The organism is Olivibacter sp. SA151, assembly GCF_054130995.1.
On record NZ_CP096391.1, the window covers coordinates 428934 to 450319 of the forward strand.

Annotated in this window: 22 protein-coding genes; 8 read left to right on the plus strand and 14 right to left on the minus strand. The window is 40.9% G+C overall.

What is annotated here, in order from left to right; all coding sequences use genetic code 11:
• The first annotated feature begins 7 nt into the window (after positions 1 to 7).
• Entirely contained in the window at positions 8 to 1546 is a 1539-nt protein-coding gene (locus tag M1D52_RS01615; RefSeq protein ID WP_437393950.1) for a SusD/RagB family nutrient-binding outer membrane lipoprotein, read from the plus strand.
• A gap of 9 nt (positions 1547 to 1555) precedes the next feature.
• Positions 1556 to 3385 carry an alkaline phosphatase gene (locus tag M1D52_RS01620; RefSeq protein WP_437393949.1) on the plus strand — a complete coding sequence of 610 codons (1830 nt, stop codon included), beginning with the start codon at positions 1556 to 1558 and terminating at the stop codon, positions 3383 to 3385.
• 62 nt (positions 3386 to 3447) lie between these two features.
• On the opposite strand, the gene M1D52_RS01625 is transcribed toward M1D52_RS01620, so the two are convergent.
• From M1D52_RS01625 to M1D52_RS01645, 5 genes are all read right to left on the minus strand, one after another.
• Positions 3448 to 4176, minus strand: coding sequence for a LytR/AlgR family response regulator transcription factor (locus M1D52_RS01625; RefSeq protein WP_165446912.1), 729 nt, complete (start codon positions 4174 to 4176; stop codon positions 3448 to 3450).
• The gene (locus tag M1D52_RS01630) at positions 4154 to 5233 is read right to left on the minus strand and encodes a sensor histidine kinase (RefSeq protein ID WP_013664267.1); all 1080 of its coding nucleotides are present in this window, start codon (positions 5231 to 5233) and stop codon (positions 4154 to 4156) included. The genes M1D52_RS01625 and M1D52_RS01630 overlap by 23 nt, the downstream gene beginning before the upstream one ends.
• Before the next feature lie 177 nt (positions 5234 to 5410).
• A complete protein-coding gene (locus M1D52_RS01635) occupies positions 5411 to 7861 on the minus strand; it encodes an FtsX-like permease family protein (protein ID WP_437393948.1) in 2451 nt (816 codons plus the stop codon).
• A 193-nt stretch (positions 7862 to 8054) separates the two neighbouring features.
• Positions 8055 to 8699 (minus strand): hypothetical protein, encoded by a 645-nt coding sequence (locus tag M1D52_RS01640; RefSeq protein ID WP_437393947.1) that lies wholly within the window; start codon positions 8697 to 8699, stop codon positions 8055 to 8057.
• Between the two features lie 105 nt (positions 8700 to 8804).
• Positions 8805 to 9113, minus strand: coding sequence for a DUF6010 family protein (locus M1D52_RS01645; protein ID WP_437393946.1), 309 nt, complete (start codon positions 9111 to 9113; stop codon positions 8805 to 8807).
• Between the two features lie 58 nt (positions 9114 to 9171).
• On the opposite strand from M1D52_RS01645, the gene M1D52_RS01650 reads away from it, so the two are divergent.
• Positions 9172 to 9660, plus strand: coding sequence for a very short patch repair endonuclease (locus tag M1D52_RS01650; RefSeq protein WP_013664264.1), 489 nt, complete (start codon positions 9172 to 9174; stop codon positions 9658 to 9660).
• A 195-nt stretch (positions 9661 to 9855) separates the two neighbouring features.
• Here M1D52_RS01650 and M1D52_RS01655 read toward each other — a convergent pair whose 3' ends face one another.
• The 7 genes from M1D52_RS01655 to M1D52_RS01685 all read right to left on the minus strand — a co-directional run bounded on the left by M1D52_RS01655 (position 9856) and on the right by M1D52_RS01685 (position 14604).
• Positions 9856 to 10422, minus strand: coding sequence for a DUF4256 domain-containing protein (locus M1D52_RS01655; RefSeq protein WP_437393945.1), 567 nt, complete (start codon positions 10420 to 10422; stop codon positions 9856 to 9858).
• 74 nt (positions 10423 to 10496) lie between these two features.
• Positions 10497 to 11096, minus strand: a complete 600-nt coding sequence (locus tag M1D52_RS01660; RefSeq protein ID WP_013664262.1) for a YdeI/OmpD-associated family protein — start codon at positions 11094 to 11096, stop codon at positions 10497 to 10499.
• A 50-nt stretch (positions 11097 to 11146) separates the two neighbouring features.
• Entirely contained in the window at positions 11147 to 11551 is a 405-nt protein-coding gene (locus tag M1D52_RS01665) for a DoxX family protein (RefSeq protein WP_013664261.1), read from the minus strand.
• Complete coding sequence (locus tag M1D52_RS01670; RefSeq protein ID WP_041387097.1) at positions 11548 to 12024, minus strand: SRPBCC domain-containing protein; 477 nt, start codon at positions 12022 to 12024, stop codon at positions 11548 to 11550. The genes M1D52_RS01665 and M1D52_RS01670 overlap by 4 nt, the downstream gene beginning before the upstream one ends.
• A 5-nt stretch (positions 12025 to 12029) precedes the next feature.
• The gene (locus M1D52_RS01675) at positions 12030 to 12353 is read right to left on the minus strand and encodes an ArsR/SmtB family transcription factor (RefSeq protein ID WP_041387956.1); all 324 of its coding nucleotides are present in this window, start codon (positions 12351 to 12353) and stop codon (positions 12030 to 12032) included.
• A gap of 135 nt (positions 12354 to 12488) precedes the next feature.
• The gene (locus tag M1D52_RS01680) at positions 12489 to 12926 is read right to left on the minus strand and encodes an NIPSNAP family protein (RefSeq protein WP_013664258.1); all 438 of its coding nucleotides are present in this window, start codon (positions 12924 to 12926) and stop codon (positions 12489 to 12491) included.
• Positions 12927 to 12975: 49 nt separating this feature from the next.
• A complete protein-coding gene (locus M1D52_RS01685; protein ID WP_437393944.1) occupies positions 12976 to 14604 on the minus strand; it encodes an arylsulfatase in 1629 nt (542 codons plus the stop codon).
• Between the two features lie 293 nt (positions 14605 to 14897).
• Between M1D52_RS01685 and M1D52_RS01690 the strand changes: the two genes are divergently transcribed.
• Both M1D52_RS01690 and M1D52_RS01695 read left to right on the plus strand, forming a co-directional pair.
• A complete protein-coding gene (locus M1D52_RS01690) occupies positions 14898 to 15692 on the plus strand; it encodes an AraC family transcriptional regulator (protein ID WP_149105095.1) in 795 nt (264 codons plus the stop codon).
• Positions 15693 to 15828: 136 nt separating this feature from the next.
• Positions 15829 to 16680 carry a class I SAM-dependent methyltransferase gene (locus M1D52_RS01695; protein ID WP_437393943.1) on the plus strand — a complete coding sequence of 284 codons (852 nt, stop codon included), beginning with the start codon at positions 15829 to 15831 and terminating at the stop codon, positions 16678 to 16680.
• 5 nt (positions 16681 to 16685) lie between these two features.
• Here the strand turns inward: M1D52_RS01695 and M1D52_RS01700 are convergent, their stop codons facing one another.
• Entirely contained in the window at positions 16686 to 17879 is a 1194-nt protein-coding gene (locus M1D52_RS01700; protein WP_437393942.1) for an MFS transporter, read from the minus strand.
• Positions 17880 to 18108: 229 nt separating this feature from the next.
• Positions 18109 to 18252 carry a hypothetical protein gene (locus M1D52_RS01705; RefSeq protein WP_157622183.1) on the minus strand — a complete coding sequence of 48 codons (144 nt, stop codon included), beginning with the start codon at positions 18250 to 18252 and terminating at the stop codon, positions 18109 to 18111.
• Between the two features lie 530 nt (positions 18253 to 18782).
• Between M1D52_RS01705 and M1D52_RS01710 the strand changes: the two genes are divergently transcribed.
• The 3 genes from M1D52_RS01710 (at position 18783) to M1D52_RS01720 (ending at position 21386) form a co-directional block, all read left to right on the plus strand.
• Entirely contained in the window at positions 18783 to 19160 is a 378-nt protein-coding gene (locus M1D52_RS01710) for a hypothetical protein (protein WP_013664252.1), read from the plus strand.
• Positions 19161 to 19321: 161 nt separating this feature from the next.
• Positions 19322 to 20125, plus strand: a complete 804-nt coding sequence (locus M1D52_RS01715) for an HAEPLYID family protein (protein ID WP_437393941.1) — start codon at positions 19322 to 19324, stop codon at positions 20123 to 20125.
• A gap of 190 nt (positions 20126 to 20315) precedes the next feature.
• A complete protein-coding gene (locus M1D52_RS01720; RefSeq protein ID WP_377611953.1) occupies positions 20316 to 21386 on the plus strand; it encodes an NAD(P)H-dependent flavin oxidoreductase in 1071 nt (356 codons plus the stop codon).

Below are 21386 nucleotides of genomic sequence, written 5' to 3' on the forward strand. Positions count from 1 at the left end.
AAGCACCATGAAGAAGTTGATCTATTTTTCACTGTCGATCCTTTTACTCATTTTTGGATCGTGTAAAGACTTTGAAGCAATTAACATTAATCCTAATAATCCGGATATTGTACCTCCTGAAATGCTATTACCCCCCATACTCAGTGGTGCTGTTAGCACCATGACTGCCAGTGGAGGCAGTAGGGCAGGACAATTTGTTCAGCATATTGCCTATTTGGGCGGAACAAGTGAGGAGGATGGCCGGTACAATCTGACGGGAGCCTCTTTTCGTGAGGAATGGAACGGCGCGATGCGTCTGATTAAAGATGTGAATCAGCTACGTTTACTTGCACAGGAGAATCAATTGCCGCATTATGAAGCGGTTGCCTTGATTTGCAAGGTTTATATTTTATCGATCATGAGCGACGCCTATGGGGATATACCTTATGACGAAGCTGGAAAAGGGGATGTGGCAGGATTGGAATTTCCACATTATCAATCGCAGCAGGAGGTATATGGACTAATGCTTAACGATCTGGAGCAAGCCAATCAATTACTAAAAGGCATAGATCCCTCATTGACCATCAATCGCGATATCCTATATAATGGAAACACCGGTGCTTGGCGTAAATTCGCCAACTCTTTAAAAATCCGTATATTGATGCGCCAATCGCAAAAAGCAGATGTCGCAGCTGCGGTAAGCGCCATTTTTAATAATCCTTCGGAATATCCAATATTCGAAAAAGTGGAAGATCAAGCTACATTAGTTTATAATAATAATGCCGATTTATACCGGTGGTTTATTCTTAATCCGCCGGCAGATGGTAGTGGTGTAAACTTCGATGCGAACGATCGTGTAAGCGAGACGATGGTAGATATGTTGCAGAAAGTGGCCGACCCTCGGATGAAAATTTATGTAGCCCCGACAAAAAATTCCTATAACGCCCATCGTAGTAACTCTACTGTTCCTTATGTTTATCGTGGACAGCGGGTTGGATTGAGTTCATTGGAGCAGAACGCTTTGTACCAGCAAACAGGCCTCAATAAAGATGATTATTCCGTATTGGGTAAACGAATAAGAAAAGAAAATAGGGCCTTCCTCTTCACTTATAGTGAACTTCTGTTTTTAAAAGCAGAGGCAATCGTGAGAAATATGGGGGTGCAGGGAGATGCGGCGGCTGTTTATTTAGAGGGGATAGCCGCTTCATTGGCTAAATGGCCACAAGTAGGTCAGGCACCCAACGAGGAAACGCCTTATATCAGTCAAGCGGAGACAACGGGTTTCTTAAGGCGTACCGATATAGCACTTCGGGAAGAAACAGCTTTGCAACAGATCGCCGAGCAGCAATGGATAGATGCTTTTTTAAATGGCTATGAGGCTTGGGCTTCTTGGAGACGTACCGGTTATCCACAGTTAAAGCCCGGACCATCGGTATTGGCACCTATTCCTGTTCGATATGTGTATTCGGATAATGAACAAAATAACCCCAATCTGATTCAATGGGTAAATGACACAATGGGAGGTAACATGCCTACTCATAATACAAAAGTTTGGTTTCAACCATAAAAGTATTAGATGAATATAAGAAAATGGATATGTGCGTGCAGCTTGGCAAGTAGCGGGCTGTTTGCGCACGCACAGCAGTACACGGTTAACAAAAACGCGCATTCGCACAACGATTATTTACAAGCACAGCCTTTTTATACAGCTTATGCGAATCGTTTTGCTTCCATCGAAATAGACGTGTTTCTGAAAAATGATTCACTTTATGTAGCACACGAAGAGGAGGAGATTAAACCCGGACACACCATTCAGAATCTCTATCTAAAGCCCTTATTGCAACAGATATCTTTGCATAATGGTAAGGTATACCCTGAAGGTGGGCAACTACAATTTTTGATCGACTTAAAAACAGATGGAGAACCTACCTTGAAAGCATTGGAGCGCCAACTTGCCCCCATTCGGGCTTATTTTGATGTAAACCGAAATCCGGATGCCGTGCGTTTAGTAATTAGTGGTGATATGCCTAAGCCGGAGCGTTTCGGGGCCTTTGATCCAATATTTTACTTTGACGGCCGTACACAGCTTCGCTATAGCGATGAACAGCTTAAACGAGTCGCATTCTATAGTGCACCTTTTCAGTCTTTCAGTGTTTGGAACGGTTTGGGAAGAATAACTGAGCCGGAGCGGAACAAAGTAAAGCATTTTATCGATTCGGTGCATGCAGTTGGTAAACCCGTACGCTTCTGGGGCTGTCCCGACACCAAAACGGCCTGGCAGGCCTTTATAAAATTGGGAGTAGATTACCTAAATACCGATTCACCGAATATTCTGGCTAGCTTTTTAAATAGATACGAGGTGAATAGTTATACCCGTAAAAATAAGCATGAAATATATCGGCCAAGCTATAAGCAGGATGGTACGAAAGGAAAGGTGAAGCGGGTCATTTTGCTTATCAGCGACGGAGCAGGTTTCAACCAGCAATGGGCAGCAGCGACCATCAATGGTGGCCAATTGAATATGACACAGTTTAAGCATATTGGTTTTCAGAACACTGCACCGGCGGATGATTACAACACTGATTCCGCAGCAGGTGCGACAGCTTTTGCTACGGGTGAAAAAACAAAAAATCGATACATCGGTAACGATAGTACCGGCAAAGCTTTGCCCAATTTACCGGAGAAGTTGAATAACATACAGATACCAAGTGCTATTCTCACAAACGATCGACTTACCGGCGCAACACTCGCCTCTTTCTTTGCACATCAAAGCGAGCGCGACCATTCGACAGCCATCGCTTATGATATTCTTAAAAGCCCTGTAAAGTTATTTGTAGGCGGCAGCCACCCAAGCTTAGTCGCAGATAGCGCTAAACTGAAACAACAGTTAGTGGCAAAAGGTACCGTTATTTGTACCGACCCACATGAGCTGGATACCGTTTCCGGCGAGCAGCTTATTTGTCTGGCCCAAGATGATCCTTCCAGGGGCTATCATATGTTGGAAGATGCATTTGACGATGCCTTGGCTCTAATGGAAAAGCGGCATGATCGTTTTTTTATGATGGTTGAAGGCGCTAAAATTGACGGGGGTGGACACAGCAATAAGATTGCACAATGTATTGAGGAATATCTAAGCTTTGATAGGATATTGGGAAAGGCCTTGCAATATGCCGATAAAAATGAGGGAACACTGGTAGTGGTGACCTCTGATCATGAAACAGGCGGATTAGTATTGGTGGATGGTGACTATGAGAAGGGCTTCGTACTCGGTGAGTTCGTTACAAATGACCATACCGGTGCCCCTATTCCTGTATACGGTTATGGCCCCGGAGCCGCTAGGTTTACTGGTTTTATGCAAAACAGCGATATCGGGAAGCGCATTTTTGAACTACTCTCCGCTAAATAATCCATTCTTTACCCCACTCTATGAGCAGGAGTGGGGTATTGATATTTAAACTAATGGGAGTGCTAGTTGCGTCGCTTAGAGATCAATAAACTTTGGTTGACTTTTTCAGATAATATTTTTCGATAGCCGGGACTTGCTAAAATTGTCAATTCATTGCCAAGTAAAATCTTATTGCCTTCAATCGACTTAATATTTTTTGGATTGACGATAATAGACTTATGCACTCTGACAAAATCATATGGCTTTAAATATTCCTCTGCTTCAGTTAAGGTTATATAAGTCATATAGCTTTCAGTAGGTGTATAAATGGTGATATAATTGGCCGTCGACTCGATGTACAGAATTTTGTCTATTAAAACACGGATCAACTTACCCTTTATATCGCTTTTAATAAAGAAGTAATTTTCTTTTTTGCTTGGCTGTTGGGTGCTCTGCTTAAGTTTTTGATAACGCGATACCGCTTTTAAAAATCGTTCGTATCCAAAAGGTTTAGCAATGTAGTCGATAACGTCACGATCAAATGCTTCTAAACCGTATTGCGTATGAGCTGTAGTAAAGACAATATGCGTATAGTCTTTAATTAAATTGGCTAATTCCAAACCTGATATTTCAGGCATGTTAATGTCAAGAAAGGTGATGTCGGCCCTGATTTCATTTTGTTGAAATTTTTGTAAAGCTTCCAAGGGATTTAATGAGGATCCCAATAATTCAAGGGTGGGCGTTTTGTTTATGAATTTGCTTAGCAGGCTTACAGAAGCTGCTTCATCATCAACTACATAACAACGTATCATGCGCATATCTAATTTTGAGCTCAATCAAGAAGTCATGAACTCTGTTTTCAATGGATAGGCTAAAACGGTCATTGTAAAAGCTTTGCAGTCTTTCGCGCGCATTTGAAATGCCGACGAAAGTCCCCTGAACAGGCATATGTGTACGTTTTTTATTCCAGGTTTTAAATACAAGTTCACCATGTTCGGCAATTACGTAAACAATACCGGGAGCCTGGTGGTCCGTTAAATCGCCATGTTTATACATGTTCTCCACAAAGGTAGTAAACAAAAGAGGAAGAATTTTTAATTCATTCAGGTCATAGTCTACCAAATTGATTTCTAGGGTGATATTTAACTTGCCATTGGTTCTTATGTGGTTTATTCTAATGAGATTTCGGATGTTCTCCAGTTCCATCTGAAGCGGTACCTCATGGTCATCATCTGTTTTCTGCAAGGTATAGCGCATGATCTCCGACAAGAGCAAAACTGCCTCGCCTGCTTTTTCTGATACGCCTTCTACTGCATCATAGATGAAGTTCATGGTGTTGAAAATGAAATGCGGTTCAATTTGCGTACGCAGTTTAGCATTTTGTGATTTTATTAATTTCATTTTCAGTTCTGCCTGTTTTTGCTCATTTTCAGCACGTTCTTGTTCTAATTTCGCTACTTGTCGGTGCTTCTGCAGCGCATTAATAAAAATCCAATATACTGTGCTCAGCATTATAAAGAAAAGGGCGCGATAACTATGTTTAATCAATAGGGTGTCGAAATTATAACGGCCGCTGTTTTCAGTATCGACTCCTAAATAAAGGAAAAGTGTCTGAATTGTATAATAGGCGATGATTTCGATCGGTATAAGGAAAAACAGCCAGTATTTGTTTTTTCTGGTTAATACCCAATGGGCATGGAAATAAAATAATGCGATAGCGAGACTATACGAACACAAAGCTCTGCCAAGCGTTAAACCCACCTTCAACGCCACTATAAAACTTACCTCATAAGCGATCAGGATAATCCAGCCTACGATATGCCAAAGCACCACTTTTCTCTTCCGCAAAAAATCTGTTGCAAAAATCATTTTAGGTGTCCGATGTTTATTGAAATGCAAATTTCCATTGGCATCGATGCCAATTTACATAAAATTGCTAAAACAAGCTGACAATATCCACTGACAGCTCAAAGATAGGCCCCGTCGGGTAAGGAGAGGTGTTACCCGAGGTGATTACATAGATTTAGGCGAGGCAATTAAATATAGTCATTCATTCCTTAAACTATCTACCGGATTGACAAGGGCTGCACGGATGGCCTGCCAACTAACCGTCAGCAAAGCGATGGTGATTGCCGAAGCGGCTGCTACCACAAACATCCACCATTCAATATTAATTTTATAGACAAAGTTTTCTAACCATTTATTCATCGCCCACCAGGCAACGGGCGACGCCACAATTAGGGCAATTACTACAAGCTTTATAAAATCCTTCGATAACATGGTTACTATGCCCATGGCCGTTGCACCTAACACTTTTCGTATGCCAATTTCCTTTGTGCGCTGGAAAGCAGTCAACGTAACCAAGCCAAATAAGCCAAGACAACTGATGAAGAGTGTTATCGCCATCGCTAGGTTAATAAGTTTAGCAATTTGCCTTTCTTGTTTGTACATGGCCTCGATTGTTTCATCATAAAAGGTGTATCGAAAACCTTCAGGTGGATAGAAGTTACGCCACTGATGTTCAATTGCTTTAAGCGTTGCTTGCCATTGATCCGTATTCTCTGTATCTAATTTAATATTCAATGTAGACAGGCTTGACTTGTCTGACATCATGACCAAAGGCTCTATTGAAGTATAAAAATCTTGTGTATGAAAGTCTTTCACGACACCTACAATAGCATGTTTGGTGTTGCCTAACTGATTGATCATTTTACCGAGAGCCTCTTTGGGAGAAGGAAAGCCAAAAGCCTTAACAGCGGTCTCGTTAATCACAAATTCGCTGATCGTATCAGAAGGAAGTATATTTCTTCCTGCAACGAGTTGCATTTGATAAAGTCGGAGGTACGCTGTATCTATGTTCTTTTTAAACATTTTTATCATGTTTAAGTCTTTGCCATCCACTGCAGTCTGGAAAGGACTGGACGAATACCCGGAGGAAAGGGGCGGGATACCTAAGGCTACAGATTTGATGCCTGGTTGTTTGCGTAGTTCAGAGAACAACGTAAATTGCTTATTGCTATAACGAGCATCACCAAGATATTTCCACGGTATATCAATCAACACGATGGCTTCTTTATTAAATCCCATGTCTGCTTTCAACGTATGGCGCAATTGTGCGCCGACAATAATGGTGCAGATAATAAACACCATGGCAATGGCAAACTGAAATATAATTAATGCCTGTTGTAAGCTGAATCGCGAGCCCGAGCGGATCACAGTGAAGGAATTTTTAAACACTTCCACTGTTTTTACCCTCGTGATAAGCCAGCTTGGATAAAGGCCCGCTAAACATGTTATTAGTATTATAATGATGCTTACGAATAGCGGGAATACATGAGGTTCGCCGCTAAAGGTAACTCCTATAGGAATAAGCTCCTTTAATATTGAAAATCCGATTTTGCCGAAAGCAAACGCCAATATCGACGCTATAAGTGTAGTCAATAGCGTTTCCACTAAAAATTGGTTCATCAAATGCCATTTACTGCTTCCCAAGGTCTTTCGCACGCCTATTTCCTTTCCCCGTTGCGGCATTTGGGCAACGCTTGTATTGATATAGTTGATGCAGGCAAGTATCAATAAAAAAACACCGATGCCTACTAGTCCAAACATGACCGGTTTACTGGTTTTACTAATACCATAATCGCTTACATCAGTTGCAAAATGCACCTCTTGTATAGGTAATAATTCATACGATTTGGTTTTCTTTAATTCACTTCCCCGTTCATCTGCAAAAGCTTTCCAATGTCTTTTATCAAGCTCGTTAATCTGCTTGAGCTTGGCGATTACATTTGCATCTTTTTTGAATTGTAGATAAAGACGATCACCTCCATTTGTGTTTGTCCACATGTAGCTTTCATAAACTTTTCCAGGCAGGGCAATCATTTCCTCCGCGATAAATTCGGAAGGTTTATTAAAATCGGATACGATGCCGGTTACCGTTCGTTGTACAGTATCCCGCCCATAATAAGTAATCGTTTGATGTAACATATCTTCCGGTTTTGCATTTGGAAAATATTCCTTTGCACGACGCTCGGTAAGGACAACACTTTTTGGATCTGTTAAGGCCGTTACTTTGTCGCCTGCTAACCAATTATAGGGCAACATTTGAAAGTATTGGTTATTCGTTGCTGCGACATGCTGTGGGTCCTCTAATGTAAACTTTTCTCCATTCCGCTGCGTTTCCGCGCGGTTAATTCCCTGAAAGAATACGGGAACTACGTGCTCCAATCCGGTAATTTCTTCCTGGATTCCTTGGTATAAGGGTGCCGCCACGCCCCCCATTTTTGAAGTTTTATCTTCAGAAACGAAAGAGGAAATAACTTTGTAGATATGTTCCTTGTTAGGGAGTTGTGCATCATAGCTGAATTCGTAACCAATAATACGATATATAATCCAGCAAGCGGAGATGCTGATACACAGGCCGAAAACATTTAAAGTAGTAAAAAGGCGATTGCGCCATAAATGGCGCAGGGCAATTTTCAAGGTATTATTGATCATTTTACAAATAAATCTGCCTACTGGTTCAACACCATCGCATTAAAAGTAGGGGTGTAACCGATACCTACCAAGAAGCTTGCCACCTTTAAAAGCGCTTTTTTTTGTGTTTGCTAACGATTTTAATTCTCTATCACTGTTCGATTATGAACACTGGCGTTCGAAAATGATCATAATTTAAATTTGGAGTAGTTAATCACAGTCTTCTATATTCCGTACGTAAAGCACCGATAGACCATTCGATATTTCCGTTTTTCAATCGACGTATCGTATTGGGATTACCCATGTAAAACCATTCAAAAAAACGCTTATTATAGCGTATTTCCGTGCTATCGAGTTTTGTTTTAAGAAAGTAATGGTCGTCTTGCTTCGAAATTTCAATGGAATCCGGATTGGTTGTTTTTATGTCAATCCACTTACCTACGAAGAAGCTTGGATCATAAAATTCGTTTATCTTTTTTTTGCGCTCAGTTGCCACCGCTTCAGATATTTTGGAAAGTTCGTTTGACATACCGGCGATATCCATTTGCAGGCGCTTGCTTTCACTTAGATAAAGTGCTTTCACATCGACCAAATTACCGGTAGGCATCGGTAGTTTGGCAAGGATAGATTTTCCCTCCCGATCAAACATAGCCGGTAATTCAGTCTGCTCACCATTAACATTCATCACGATATAAAGCTTCCCATTTTTTTGCTTAATTTCTGTCGGTATCGCCAACTCATCGCCCGGGTCTAGCCAAAAGCCTATATATTTTTCCGGATCCTTGCCGTTCGAACAGGCGGCGTGAAAAAAAATAATCAACGATAAAAGATGGAAGATAAACAATTTGTGTGATGCCATTAGTGCTCGGTTTATATGTTCTACTGAAGTAACGCGCTACTTAGCAAACGGTTTTTAAAATTGCCATAAATGCCTTCCAACAATAAAATGATACATGCGATAACGTTATTGGAGTTCTACAAATGTTCTCTTTTTGAAAAGCTCGAAAACGGAGGGAGCGCCCATAAAGAACCAGATAGCGAGCACCGGATCGCATACGGCACACCCTGCTGATGAGCTTGGTGACATAGGGACAATGGGATTTCCGCAAAAATGATGGAGCAAGTCGTAAACAGTATGGACTAGCCATCCAATAGCAATGTAATTGTAATTCTTAAGTCCTTTATATGACAGAAAAATCATGACGATACGTAATGGAAATTCAAGAAGGCCCAAGCCCCGCTCCAGTAAGTGGCACCAGCGATTCTTACGCATGTACATTGTAATAGACAGCCTTAAAACAAGCCTCATTAAAGAGTGTTATCTTTGTGTTATGGTATTTCATCCCGCAGGCGAAGATCCCATTAAGGTGCCACGCTTTGAAGAGGCGGCCGGCTTTTATACTACGAAGCAGCGTAGTTACAACATGTCGCGTGTGAAAGGCAAAAACTCTAAACCGGAGTTGACGCTGCGTCGTGCGCTTTGGGCCAAAAATCTGCGTTTTAGATTACATGATAAGGCCTTACCCGGCAAACCCGATATCGTTATAAAAAAATACAAATTGGCAATTTTTGTTGACGGTGAATTTTGGCATGGTTATAATTGGGAAAAGAACAAACATCAAATTAAAAGCAACAAGGCATTCTGGATACCCAAAATTGAACGTAACATGCAGAAAGACCGTATCAATCATGAAAAACTTAGAGAAATGGGCTATACTGTTTTTCGTTTTTGGTCAGACGAGGTGAAAAGAAATCTACCACGGGTTGTCAATCAGATTATGCTTTATGTAGAAACGGCCAGAGAGATTAAAATACCTTGATCCGAGTAATTCAATTTATGAGTTTACGGTTACAAGACGCAGATGGTATTCCTCGCGGATTTTAATCTTAGTGATACCAATTTAAAAAGATAAACGTTAATATAATATATTAAATATTTATATGTACTTGTTTCGAACCCCGGCATTAGCCGGGGTTTATTTTGTTTAGGTCTAATATTTGTCCTCTAAATCAAATTAGATCCTAAGCGAACCACGAAAACCCCTAGCAGCATAATAAGAGTCGGCACCATTGTGATATACAAAGACATGGTCATACCGACGATCGCAAAAAAGAGCACCGCCAAGTTTTCGAATATTTTCGGGTGTTATTATCCAGCTGGATGTCTTCATGTCGAACTTTCCAAGCTCCTGTAAGGAGTGATACTGTTCTTCCGTTAACATTTCAATACCCATTTCAGCAGCCATATCCATCGCGCTATTTTTCGGTTTATGTTCTTTTCTTGAATCCAGTGCGACGCGGTCATAGCAAATGCTTCGACGCCCCTTTGGGCTTTCCGCTGAACAATCAAAAAAGATGTATTCATCTGTAGTTTGATCTAAGCCGACAACGTCCGGTTCACCTTCAGTCACTTCCATTTCATGTAGAGACCAGAGCTTTTCAGGATTTCCCTCCAATCGTGCCTGTATTTTTGTCCAGTCAAGATTCTTATGACGTTGCATATTTTTTTCAAAGCGCATTTTCAATGTCTTGAATAGCTCTTCAGATTGCTCTTTAGACAACCTCTTTGTATTATTTGCCATATTATTTTTGCTTTGTTATTCAGTTCAATTAAGATGATTTAGTTTACGACTTCAGAAAGCATCAAACCAACATATTAATCGTTTAATCCTTTTCCCTCCAGTATTAGTGGTATACACTTTTCAATCCTCGCTTCTCTTGTCTTCGCCTGTTTAGGCTGAGAAAAATGAAAGATGTAGGCTCTTTGCCGGCCTGGTGTCAATGCTTCAAATGCAGCTTTCAAAACCGGTGTTTTATTTAGCTTATGCAGAAATTCGTCCGGGATTGTAAAATCCGCAGTCTTTTTGAAATTTACTTTCAATCCTGCTTTTTCTACTTCAATCGCTTCATATATGTAAGCCTTTATGAGGGCTTCCATCTCGATTATCTGTTGCACATGCGTGAATCGGATTTGGCGCGCTGCCTGCACATTTTCTGTTTGCTGAATTAAGATGCCGTTGATGTCCTGCAAGAGAGCTCCTTTGAAAAACAGAAGGGCGCAATATTCTTTAAATCCGTGGATTAAAACGATGTTTCTTTCTTGGTTATCAGGAGAAGTGTTTCGGAACGTGTAACAAGGATTACCCCACTTCAGTTCTTCGCTTAGCTGACAGTCAAGTATAATCGTTCTTAGTCTTTTAAATGCGTTTTGCCACTTTTGTTCCTCATTGAAGAAGAAATCAACTTTAGGATTCATGTTTTTTTTAGTTTTTTAATAGTCTGCGGTAGCATACTAGGTCTATTCGATTATCGGTTAGCTGTGACAAGCGTTCTCTCCGCCGGTCTGAAATACCAAGATATTACCGTTAAAACTAAAAGAAGTAGCGGCGGAAATATTTCTTTCACCGGATCGCAGGATGCTATGTGAGAAAATATCGCTCCCGACATAGCAAAGAAAAAACCTGCATAAGCCCATTCCTTTAATAAAGCAAATTTAGGAATAAGCACCGTTACAACACCTAAAATTTTCCAAATACCTATTATTGTTAATAAATAGATCGGATAGCCTAAATGTAATGTCACATCGACCTCCTCTTTTATTTTTATTAATTGGACAATTCCGGTCGAAAGCATTCCCAATGAAAGCCAAAGTGTAGCAATCCAATAAGTAATTTTTCGTGCTTTGCCAGCGGAGCGATTTAGCATATTCATCTTTCTTGTTTTAATTTGTTTACCATGTTTTGTAGACGGTTATGTGCCATGTTAATGCCTTGGGCAAAAGGTAACTTTAGCATTTCGTCGCGAAGAGCTACCGATCTAAATATTGTGTGTATCGTGAGTTTGCTTGTGTCGACCGTAAGTTGTTCAAATTCCAGAAACTCAAGTTGAACGTCAAAAGGTGCATTTTCCATTTCGAATGTCCGTATGATTTTTTGGTTTGGAATAAACGCGTGGATTGTTCCGTTGGCCCGAAAAAGAACGTTTCCCTGCTCATCTCTTGTTTCGAATTGCCAACTACCATGCTTTTTACCTTCAAGTTTTAATACATTCGTTCCCATCCACTGTTTAACAATTTCAGGCTCTACATGAGCCTTAAAAAGAAGTTCTAGAGGTAAATCAAATTCTCTCGTAATCATTAATTCCTGCTTACCATCTACGGCATGCACCTGCGTCTTATATTTCATAATTCTTATTGATCTATTTTGTAGTTTTTCATAATATGCTCGAGCTTGTCGAATCGATCCTCCCATAATTGCCTGAATTGTTCAATAAAATCCGCAATTTCTTTCATCTTTCGAGGGTTTAAGTGATAGTAAATCTCTCTTCCATTTTGCTCTTGAGCAAGCAATTCGCACGCTGTAAGTATTTGAAGATGTTTGGAAACGGTCGGCCTGGCGGTATCAAAGTTGGAAGCGATGGTGCCTGCAGTCATCGATTGCGAAGCAAGCAATAAAAGTATAGCCCTTCTGGTTGGATCAGCTATGGCTTGGAATACGTCTCTTCTTAAGTTCATCATGTAGCTATTTGACTACAAATATATGTGTAGTTATTTAGCTACGCAATTTTTTTAAAAGAAATTCTCAATTATCTTTTAGCCGGTACTACACACTTAGGTTGCCCTAATGCAGGGAATATCCTTTAGTATTGATCAGTTGCCACGAGTGAAGTGGTTGGATAAACCGGAGGTAGGGAAATAAGGGACAGAATTCATTCTTATATCTTCAATTTCGCCGACCATAACACCATGCGTTTTTCCCGTTTCCTGTTTAATGTTTTTCCATTCTTCATCTGCCATGAATTTACTCCAAGAGCTTTCCATCGTTTGTGTATCAGGCCATTCTAATAAATAGATAAATTTAGTTTTATCATCAGTTTTAGCTTCCCACATACCTAAAATATGAAAGTTATAAGACTTCATGATACGCAGCGCATGATCGTTAAATCTTTTATGAAATGCATCTTTATTATGATCAAAAATCTCATAGATTCTTAATTGATGAATCTTTTTTGATGTTGTTTGCTCGGGTTGCTGGGCATAGCCCGTTGCCGTAAAAAGAATCAGCGTAAAAAAAATTAAGAAGTTCATAAAGTCACTTTTTGATACATGAAAGATACAAATTGTAGGCGAGTATAAATTATTTTATTGTTTCGCTTTTCGCTTTTTCATAATCATAGAACCACTTCACTCCTTTATCCCATGCTTCGGCGCCTACACGCTTAAACCACGATTCATATTGTTGTTTTAAGCGCCCGGCCACTTCCGGTTCTTCCAATATCAAGTTGTGCAATTCGGTGCGATCGGCTTGTAGATCATAGAGTTGCCATGTTTCAGGCCACTCGGCAACAAGCTTCCATCTGCCATCTAGTACAGCCTTATTCCCTTCGTGTTCCCAAAAGATGGACTGCGATCTTTTAAGTCTTTGACCAGCTAAGACAGGTTTTAAACTAATCCCTTCAGGCGGTAAAATTGCCTTTCCTTTCCAGCTGTTCGGGTAGTCGGCCCTGCCGATCTCAGCGAGCGTTGCTAGTATGTCTACAATATGCGCAGATTGCCGCTCAAACGCTCCATTTCGCGAGGTAGGGATGCCATTTGGCCAGGAAATAATGGCAGGAGAAGAAATCCCTCCCTCATGGGTATGATGCTTATATGACCAAAATGGTGTACAGGCAGCTTCCGCCCACCCTTGTCCTAAAAACACGGTCGACTGTGAGGATCCAGGATCAGGGCCTTCGTACTTAGCTTCATAGCCCGGTTCTGCGTTTCCTCCATTATCGGATATAAAAAGAATCAGTGTGTTGTCCAATACACCCCTTTTTTCCAGTCCCGATACCAAATCACCAATACTTTTATCAAGATGCGTTATTACAGCGGCGTAAATAGCCATGATGTGATCATACTTTTCTTTTTCTTTCTTACTGAGGGTTTCCCATTTAGGTACATTAGGGTTGAATGGTGGCAATTTCCAAGACGGATCAATCAGCCCAAGTTTCTTTTGTTTTTCATAGCGTTCCCGTCGTAATGCGTCCCAACCTTTCATATATTTACCTTTAAATTTTTCAATTTCAGCAGCCGGAGCCTGTAATGGAAAGTGGGGAGCATTGTGCGCCAAATATAATAAGAAGGGCTTTTTTTCTGAAATAGCTTCATCAATGAAGCGCAATCCATAGTCTGTCCATAAGTCGGTTGAGTACCAGTTCTTGGGTAATTCTTTAGCGTTATTGTCTAATGCACGGCCATTTAAAAAAAGTTTTGCGTTCTTTCCGTTACCGTAGTAAAAGCCACCTGCCGGTGCATTCAGTGAACGATCGAAGCCTCTCTTCCAGGGAACTACGCCATGAGGCTGGCCGACATGCCATTTGCCGGTCATAGCGGTAAAATAGCCTGCATTTTTCAATAATTCGGCGATGGTGATTGTGTGATCATTCAGCTGTCCGCGGTATCCCGGATGTTCAGGCCCCTTGTCGTCCATCATGTGCCCAATACCGGCTTGGTGAGCGTAAACGCCTGTAAGCAAAGTCGCACGAGAAGGGCAACAGCGAGCAGTATTATAGAAATTGGTAAAGCGGATACCTCGTTTAGCTAAATTATCCAGGTTTGGTGTTGGAATTTCACTTCCATAACACCCTAAGTCGGCATATCCTAAATCGTCTGCCAAGATCACAATAATATTCGGACGATCTTGCGCAAGCGTTCTAAAATAAGATAGCAAAAAAGTCAAGACAAGAAGTGGTATTATATGATTTATTTTCGGTTTTCTTTTCATGTTATTTGTGGCTTTTGAGGCATTCGTGATACTTACTACTATAGCCGATGAAACTTATTTACAGGTAAAAATAATAAATACACCTACATGAAATTACGAAAGAAAGATACTTATTATGTGAATAAATTGTACCGATTTCTTTGAAAGGCCATTGATGTCAACAGTTAATGGAGATCATGCGTCTTTGTTAAAGATCAACGTTCTCTTATTAAAGCGTTAAATCCGGCCTTATGGGTATCCGCTCTTTTTTTATTTTTTTTGATCCCGTATTTTAGCAAAGCAAAGTTTAGAATATGAATTATCGGACAATAGCGCCGCCGCCATCGTTAGCACGATATATTAGTTGCCTATGGTCTTTGGAAGCACCCGTCGATGATATGTCACAAAGGGTATTTACGGTTATGTCCAGTGGCTTTCCCGGACTCATTTTTCAGCGAGATCCCGCCGTATTTACTGGTTTTGGAGGGGAGCGATTACCACAGTTGTTTATTTTTGGCCAAGCAACGCACTATGGAAATTTACAAGCGAAAGGGCGTATTCAGCTAAGCGGTATAAATTTTCGACCGACGGCCCTTAAAAGTTTATTCAATCTGAATGCCAACGAGCTAAGGGACGAGCATATAAATATTCATGATCTGATTAAAACCTCTTTGACCGAACAGTTGCTCCATGCTGATTCGCTGGAAGAACAAGCAAATTGTCTTTTTACCTGTTTTAACAGGCTTGCGGGTCGTCGTCAAGATTCGGGTACAATGCTGACCTATGCCATAGAGATATTGCAGAGAGGGGGTAACATTCCTCATCTTTTGAACAAGCTTAACCTATCTGAACGTTCATTGGAACGCCTTTTTCAAAGCTATATTGGTATTAGCCCAAAGTTATACATCCGTATAATGCGTTTCCAACGATCGATTACATTGTTGAAAGAGCGCAGCGGTGCTTCATTAACAGATATTGCGTATTCGCTTGACTATTTCGACCAATCCCATTTTATTCACGATTTTAAACGGTTTTCGGGAGTAAGCCCCAAGATATATAAAAGAGATGCTGCGGAACGTATGCCGGGCTTTCCCGAATGGAGACCCTAAACAAGTCGTGTCGGTTTTTTACAATTTTCAAAAGTTCAGAGGCGTTATTTTTGCACGCTGTGAATTGAAAATTTAAAAGCATGAAAAATACCATTAACTGGTTGGACTTAGCTCCCATGCAGAAAGGAAAAAACATATGGAACAAAAGATAATGGAACCGGATAATACAGCGGTAAGAACCGCTTTATGGAGAGCTTTACATTTAGAAGTGGACGGAAAACCGCCTATAATAGAAGATGACCTAGGGTTGAGGCTCGTTGCACCCGATGCCGGTTGGCGGGAACGACCCGACATGCATCCGGAATTTACGAAGCGTCTTCGCGCTTCAATTGTTGCCCGCGCCCGTTTCATTGAGGACTTAATCATTGACCAAAGTGCGCACGGTATTCAGCAGTATGTAATTCTTGGTGCCGGGCTCGATACCTTCGTACAACGCAGGCCGGATATTGCGTCCAAGCTTCAAGTGTTTGAGATAGACCAACCAAGTACGCTAGCATGGAAACAAAAGCGGCTTATTGATTTAGGGTATAATATACCCGATTATTTACACTTTGTACCGGTCGATTTTGAAGCCACCTCGTGGTTGGAAGAACTGCTAAAATCAAAATTTAACGCGAATAAAGCTGCCGTAGTGGTTTGTACAGGTGTAACCCTATATCTTACTAGGGAAGCTATTGTATCCACCCTGAAGCAGATCGCTTCACTCGCCACGGGCTCGCAACTTGCTATGACTTTCTATCTACCGCTAGCATTGATGGATGAAGAAGACAAACCTTTACAACAAATAGCGGAAAAGGGCGCCCGTGAAGCAGGAACACCATTTGTGAGTTTTTTTGCACCACAAGAGGTGTTGGCCTTAGCTAAGGAAGTAGGTTTTAAGGAGGCGCGGGTATTTTCTACTAAAGAGATGGAGCAAACCTATTTCAAAGACAGAGCTGATCAGCTTTTGCCTGCGAGTGGAGAAGTGTTTTTATTGGCAGCAACTTAACACGATTAAGACCGGGCCGTGCTTGGCCGTTTATCTCCGAATACTAAAGCAAGGGTAACAATTCCAATTAAAAAAAAGGAGGCAATCAATGGGAATACCGTGTTGGCCAGCAGATTGCTTATAAACGAGCCCAAGGCCGCCCCAATGAAAAAGAATGAAGTTCCATATATAGCCGATGCCATTCCTGCCCTGTCGCCCATTGGTTCCATTGCCAATGCACTACTGTTTGGTTCAACTGCTAAATTAAGGCCAACCAATAAAGCAATGGCAATAAAAAATAAAGTCATCTGTGGCGGATCTCCCCAAGCAAAGGTGCAGGCAAGCAATAATGCTCCTACGAGGCTGTAAACAATCAACAGCCCTCGTATGGTTCGTCTTGCGCCAAACTTAGATGAAAGCCGTGAATTAGTAAGTGCTGATAAGGCAGCAATAAAACCAACGCTTGCAAAGATCCATGCAAATAGTTCCGGTCTTCCGTATATTTCTCCCAAAATATGTTCAGAGCTAGAAACCCAAGAACTTAAACCTGTGAAAAGAAACGTGGTAACTGCTGTATATCTTAGAAATACGCTATTGCTAAGAATGGATCGTATGGATTGACTGATAGTGTTCCAGTTCAGTTTACTGCGTTTCTCAAGCGGCAGCGACTCTTCCATCCGCAATGACCAAACAAATACTACAACCGCAAATAAGGGTGGTGTTAAGAATACGGCACGCCAAGTCGAAAAAGATAGAATCGCCAGACCTAAGAAGGGAGCAAAAACAGGTGTGAACAAAAATATGGTGAAGATCAGCGATAAGATGCTAGCCATTTTATCGCCAACAAACCGGTCCCTCACACCGGCGATCGCGGTCATAAAAACAGCTGATGCTCCCATTCCGGCTATAAAGCGGGCGACTAACATAATGCTTAGGCTGGGTGCATAAGTTGCAGCAATGCCGCCGATAATATATAGAGGAAATCCGATTCGCAAAATAATTAATCTGCCAAAACGATCAGAAAGTGCACCGAAAACGAGTTGTGCAATCTGCCCCATAAAAAAGAATACTATTATTTGTGCCGTGGCGTTTGATTCCGCAGCGAGGCCAAAATGTTTCCGAATTTCACTAAATGCGGGCAGCATAATATCAATTCCCAAGGCGGTAAGCATCATCGTGCAAGCGGAGAGTGTAATAAATTCAGCCGATTTCATTTTCATAGACTAAAGGGACTAAGTCGTTCATTTGTTTTTTTACAAATGTTCTTTTAAAATTCGTTTGTCAATGTACAAAACTACTAGCCTACGGTCGATTATAACGGGTGTGAATTAGACATTGTTGGAGGTTGATTTGGACAGGTCCCAGCGTACCAACCGCATGAATATCCGTTGCCTTTCGGTAAAGGGAAGATCCTATGGGCTCCGAGATAGAACTTTTTTTGTGTTATTATCATTTGGGAGCTACTTTATTTTCAAGTAAACTCATCAGATCCTCTAAAACTGCTTGATAAATATTTCTTTTGAGTTCGTTGGGTTCCAACTCAATCAGGCGTTGGTATTTTTTTATGAGCATGGATACTTTAAGTTCTTTCATGAGGTAACCGATAAGTGACTTACAAAGTTATGGAAATATATTAATCCTTATAATCATTTTTGGTGCGATGGATCGTTTCTCCATTTGTAATTACTAGGTTAACGGCCATGAAAATAGTTGCCTTTGATGTAGTACTAGAGATCAAAATAAATACGATTACCGGCCGCGTGGATCGATGTAGGGTTAATAACGCAAAAGCCCCTCTTTCGAGGAGCTTTATAACTAGTAAAAACAAAATTTATTGTTAATAATTAACCGTCAAGTTGATGTATTGTTTTTAGTTCTACAAAAAAATCTTAAAACTATAAAGGAAATAGCGAATCTGTTTCTTTATTGGGTTTTTTGTTTTAATCTGCTCACAAATTTTATGTGCCTGCTTTGCGGATTTGTGATATTGAGGCGAAATCAAATGAAAGTTTCAGCATTTTTTCTCAAAAACAGGAAATCTCCTGTGTTAATTTAGGTATTAATCCTTCTGTTACTTTTTACTTTATTTCTCACCTTTGTGCTACTGAAATAAAAGCATACCTATGGACAAACATTATGGCGAAATTATCGAAATGGTAATTAGGCGCAACGGTTACAGTATTAGTGAGTTAAGTCGTTTGATGAAAGTGAATAGAAGATCAATTTATAACTGGTTCGGGCAACCACGAGTTAAATCAGAGATTATTTTCAAGATCGGTGTAACACTACGCCACGATTTTTCGCGGGAATTCCCCGAGCTTTTCAACTCCGAAGATTTTCAAATGGAGTTCGAACGCAAAAAAGAAGTGTTCCACGATTCTATCCAACATGTGGAGGAGGTATCGTATTGGAAAGATAAATATATTTCGTTACTTGAGGAGTATAATACTGCATTAGCTCGTCAATCACAGCGATACGGTATATCTGCTGCGATGGCATAGCATCAAACCTAATAGATAGGAAAGGCGGCTTAGGTCGCCTTTCTTTTTTTTGAGAGGATTTATTCTTGTAACACACCTAAATAAAATAAAAGAGATTTACGCAATTCCAACTTCTTTCCAGTTTCCCTTTCTAAGCTTGCCATTAAACAAAGGAACATTGGATGATAAAATGGATACTATTGATGTTGCTGCTTGCGACTACCAAAAACAGCTGTGCCCAAGTGGAGTCAGGTACATTACCGCTAAAGCTAAAGCATGCCGAACCACTTTATATGGATTTAATACGTGATCTCGGCGCTCACAAAGGAGAAAAAGAGATTAACATCGGTTTGAGTTACGGAATGAACGGGAGATACAAGGAAATGGGAGGGTTTGCGGAGTTCGAATTCGCTGTCGCAAATCGATGGGGAATGGAGGTGGAAACTGATTTTTCGTTTTATAAAGGAAATCATTCGGATCCGTTGGCAAATGTTCCGAGTAATCGGATAGAAGGGCTTAAGTGGGCGAACCAGTATACCTTTTTGGTGTCTGAAGATTGGCAAACTTCCATGGCATTTGCTTTTATACATGAATTTCGTTTTCACTCTTTTTATTCTATTCGCCATCGACACCAATTAATGAAAGGAGTCTCAGAGAATCCAATACTAATCATAGCAAGACGATGGGGAAAACATGTCCACTCCTTATTGTACACCGGGCCCGAGTGGATGTTTTCTTCCAGTAAAAGGGATAATTACATAGGATATCAATTACATACAAGTATCCATTATGTATGGGATGGAGGATATTTTTTGGGAATAGAATGTAACCAGGAAAAGGATGTGGCCGGATGGCATAGTGTACTGCATCCACAGCTAAAGCTGGCATTAAACCATGCAGTATCTGTCGGCCTCGTAATAGGAGTGCCATTAAGGAATACAACTGAAAGGGCTGGTTTCATGACACGATTGATTTTGGAACTCTAGTGAAGTAAAGTTCGTCTTGAATCTCGTTACGTCAACGCTGAATGACAATTTTGGCTTATCCATTCAAAGGGTATAGAATTGATAACACCTAAAAGTAAAAACCTAACAAATTATTCCATTGCAGGATACTTTTAAATATATTAGAGGCATAAGTATAATTCCGGGCAAGGCATAATAAAAACAAATAGAAATGTGGAATCAAACAAAAATCACCGAATTGTTTGGTATTAAATACCCGATTTTACTCGGTCCAATGGGAGGAGGGTTTTCAACACCCGAATTATTGGCAGCTGTTTCTAATGCGGGCGGTTTAGGTAGCTTTGGTGCTTACACGTTAACGCCTCAAGAGATAAGGGAAGCGGATAAAGCTATTCGCCGGTTAACTGATAAACCTTATAACTTTAATTTATGGGTATCAGATGTTGATGAACGGCTGACGGACTATTCCGTGAAAAAGGTGGAACAGGTGAAGCAACAATTCAAGCCCTATTTCGATGAACTAAGCATTCCCATGCCAGACTTATCCACAGATATCCCATCCAAATTCGAAAGTCAGGTTGAGGTTATATTCGAAATTAAGCCGACAGTATTCAGCTTTATATTCGGTGCACCATCATCTGAGATCCTTCGAGAATGTAAACGGCTGAATATTCGAACAGTGGGTGCTGCCACAACGCTTGATGAAGCACTTCTGTTAGAAGAAGCAGGAGTTGATGCCCTCGTGGCTGCCGGCTTTGAAGCAGGTGGGCATCGACCTTCTTTTCTTCGCTCGCCTCAGGAGTCGTTTACCGGATTGTTCGCCCTTCTACAGCAACTGAAGTCCAAGGTTAAAATTCCAATCATTGCAGCGGGGGGGATATCCAATGGGAAGGGGATTGCAGCGGCATTCAATTTGGGAGCTGATGCCGTACAGTTGGGCACAGCCTTCGTTGCTTGCGAAGAGTGTAACGCAACCGCGACGCATCGTGCTAAGCTTTTTTCAGACGAGAGTAGATATACCGTTGTATCGAAATCGCTTACCGGAAGAATGGGTAGGATGATCAAAAATCGTATTGCTGACGAAATCCCCTTTGAGCAAGAGGTACTGCCATTTCCGTTACATACAAAATTGTTGGCACCGTTAAAAAAAGCTGCGTTAGAGCAGGGAAAAACAGATTTAGTAAACTTTTGGGCAGGCCAGCACGCACAAAGCTTTATTCATCGTAATGCAGCCGGATTAATGGGATCCTTAGTTCAAGAAGCATCCATTTTATTAGCTTGA

Bases quoted from the DNA above. Each gene is read 5' to 3' on its own strand.
- M1D52_RS01695 (WP_437393943.1), top strand. From the start codon at position 15,829: ATGGAACAAAAGATAATGGAACCGGATAATACAGCGGTAAGAACCGCT.
- M1D52_RS01630 (WP_013664267.1), bottom strand. From the start codon at position 5,233: ATGATTTTTGCAACAGATTTTTTGCGGAAGAGAAAAGTGGTGCTTTGG.
- M1D52_RS01720 (WP_377611953.1), top strand. From the start codon at position 20,316: ATGTGGAATCAAACAAAAATCACCGAATTGTTTGGTATTAAATACCCG.
- M1D52_RS01675 (WP_041387956.1), bottom strand. From the start codon at position 12,353: ATGAACTTAAGAAGAGACGTATTCCAAGCCATAGCTGATCCAACCAGA.
- M1D52_RS01665 (WP_013664261.1), bottom strand. From the start codon at position 11,551: ATGAATATGCTAAATCGCTCCGCTGGCAAAGCACGAAAAATTACTTAT.
- M1D52_RS01640 (WP_437393947.1), bottom strand. From the start codon at position 8,699: ATGGCATCACACAAATTGTTTATCTTCCATCTTTTATCGTTGATTATT.
- M1D52_RS01710 (WP_013664252.1), top strand. From the start codon at position 18,783: ATGGACAAACATTATGGCGAAATTATCGAAATGGTAATTAGGCGCAAC.
- M1D52_RS01670 (WP_041387097.1), bottom strand. From the start codon at position 12,024: ATGAAATATAAGACGCAGGTGCATGCCGTAGATGGTAAGCAGGAATTA.
- M1D52_RS01615 (WP_437393950.1), top strand. From the start codon at position 8: ATGAAGAAGTTGATCTATTTTTCACTGTCGATCCTTTTACTCATTTTT.
- M1D52_RS01625 (WP_165446912.1), bottom strand. From the start codon at position 4,176: ATGATACGTTGTTATGTAGTTGATGATGAAGCAGCTTCTGTAAGCCTG.
- M1D52_RS01700 (WP_437393942.1), bottom strand. From the start codon at position 17,879: ATGAAAATGAAATCGGCTGAATTTATTACACTCTCCGCTTGCACGATG.
- M1D52_RS01635 (WP_437393948.1), bottom strand. From the start codon at position 7,861: ATGATCAATAATACCTTGAAAATTGCCCTGCGCCATTTATGGCGCAAT.
- M1D52_RS01655 (WP_437393945.1), bottom strand. From the start codon at position 10,422: ATGGCAAATAATACAAAGAGGTTGTCTAAAGAGCAATCTGAAGAGCTA.
- M1D52_RS01715 (WP_437393941.1), top strand. From the start codon at position 19,322: ATGATAAAATGGATACTATTGATGTTGCTGCTTGCGACTACCAAAAAC.
- M1D52_RS01685 (WP_437393944.1), bottom strand. From the start codon at position 14,604: ATGAAAAGAAAACCGAAAATAAATCATATAATACCACTTCTTGTCTTG.
- M1D52_RS01620 (WP_437393949.1), top strand. From the start codon at position 1,556: ATGAATATAAGAAAATGGATATGTGCGTGCAGCTTGGCAAGTAGCGGG.
- M1D52_RS01645 (WP_437393946.1), bottom strand. From the start codon at position 9,113: ATGCGTAAGAATCGCTGGTGCCACTTACTGGAGCGGGGCTTGGGCCTT.
- M1D52_RS01690 (WP_149105095.1), top strand. From the start codon at position 14,898: ATGAATTATCGGACAATAGCGCCGCCGCCATCGTTAGCACGATATATT.
- M1D52_RS01680 (WP_013664258.1), bottom strand. From the start codon at position 12,926: ATGAACTTCTTAATTTTTTTTACGCTGATTCTTTTTACGGCAACGGGC.
- M1D52_RS01705 (WP_157622183.1), bottom strand. From the start codon at position 18,252: ATGAAAGAACTTAAAGTATCCATGCTCATAAAAAAATACCAACGCCTG.
- M1D52_RS01660 (WP_013664262.1), bottom strand. From the start codon at position 11,096: ATGAATCCTAAAGTTGATTTCTTCTTCAATGAGGAACAAAAGTGGCAA.
- M1D52_RS01650 (WP_013664264.1), top strand. From the start codon at position 9,172: ATGGTATTTCATCCCGCAGGCGAAGATCCCATTAAGGTGCCACGCTTT.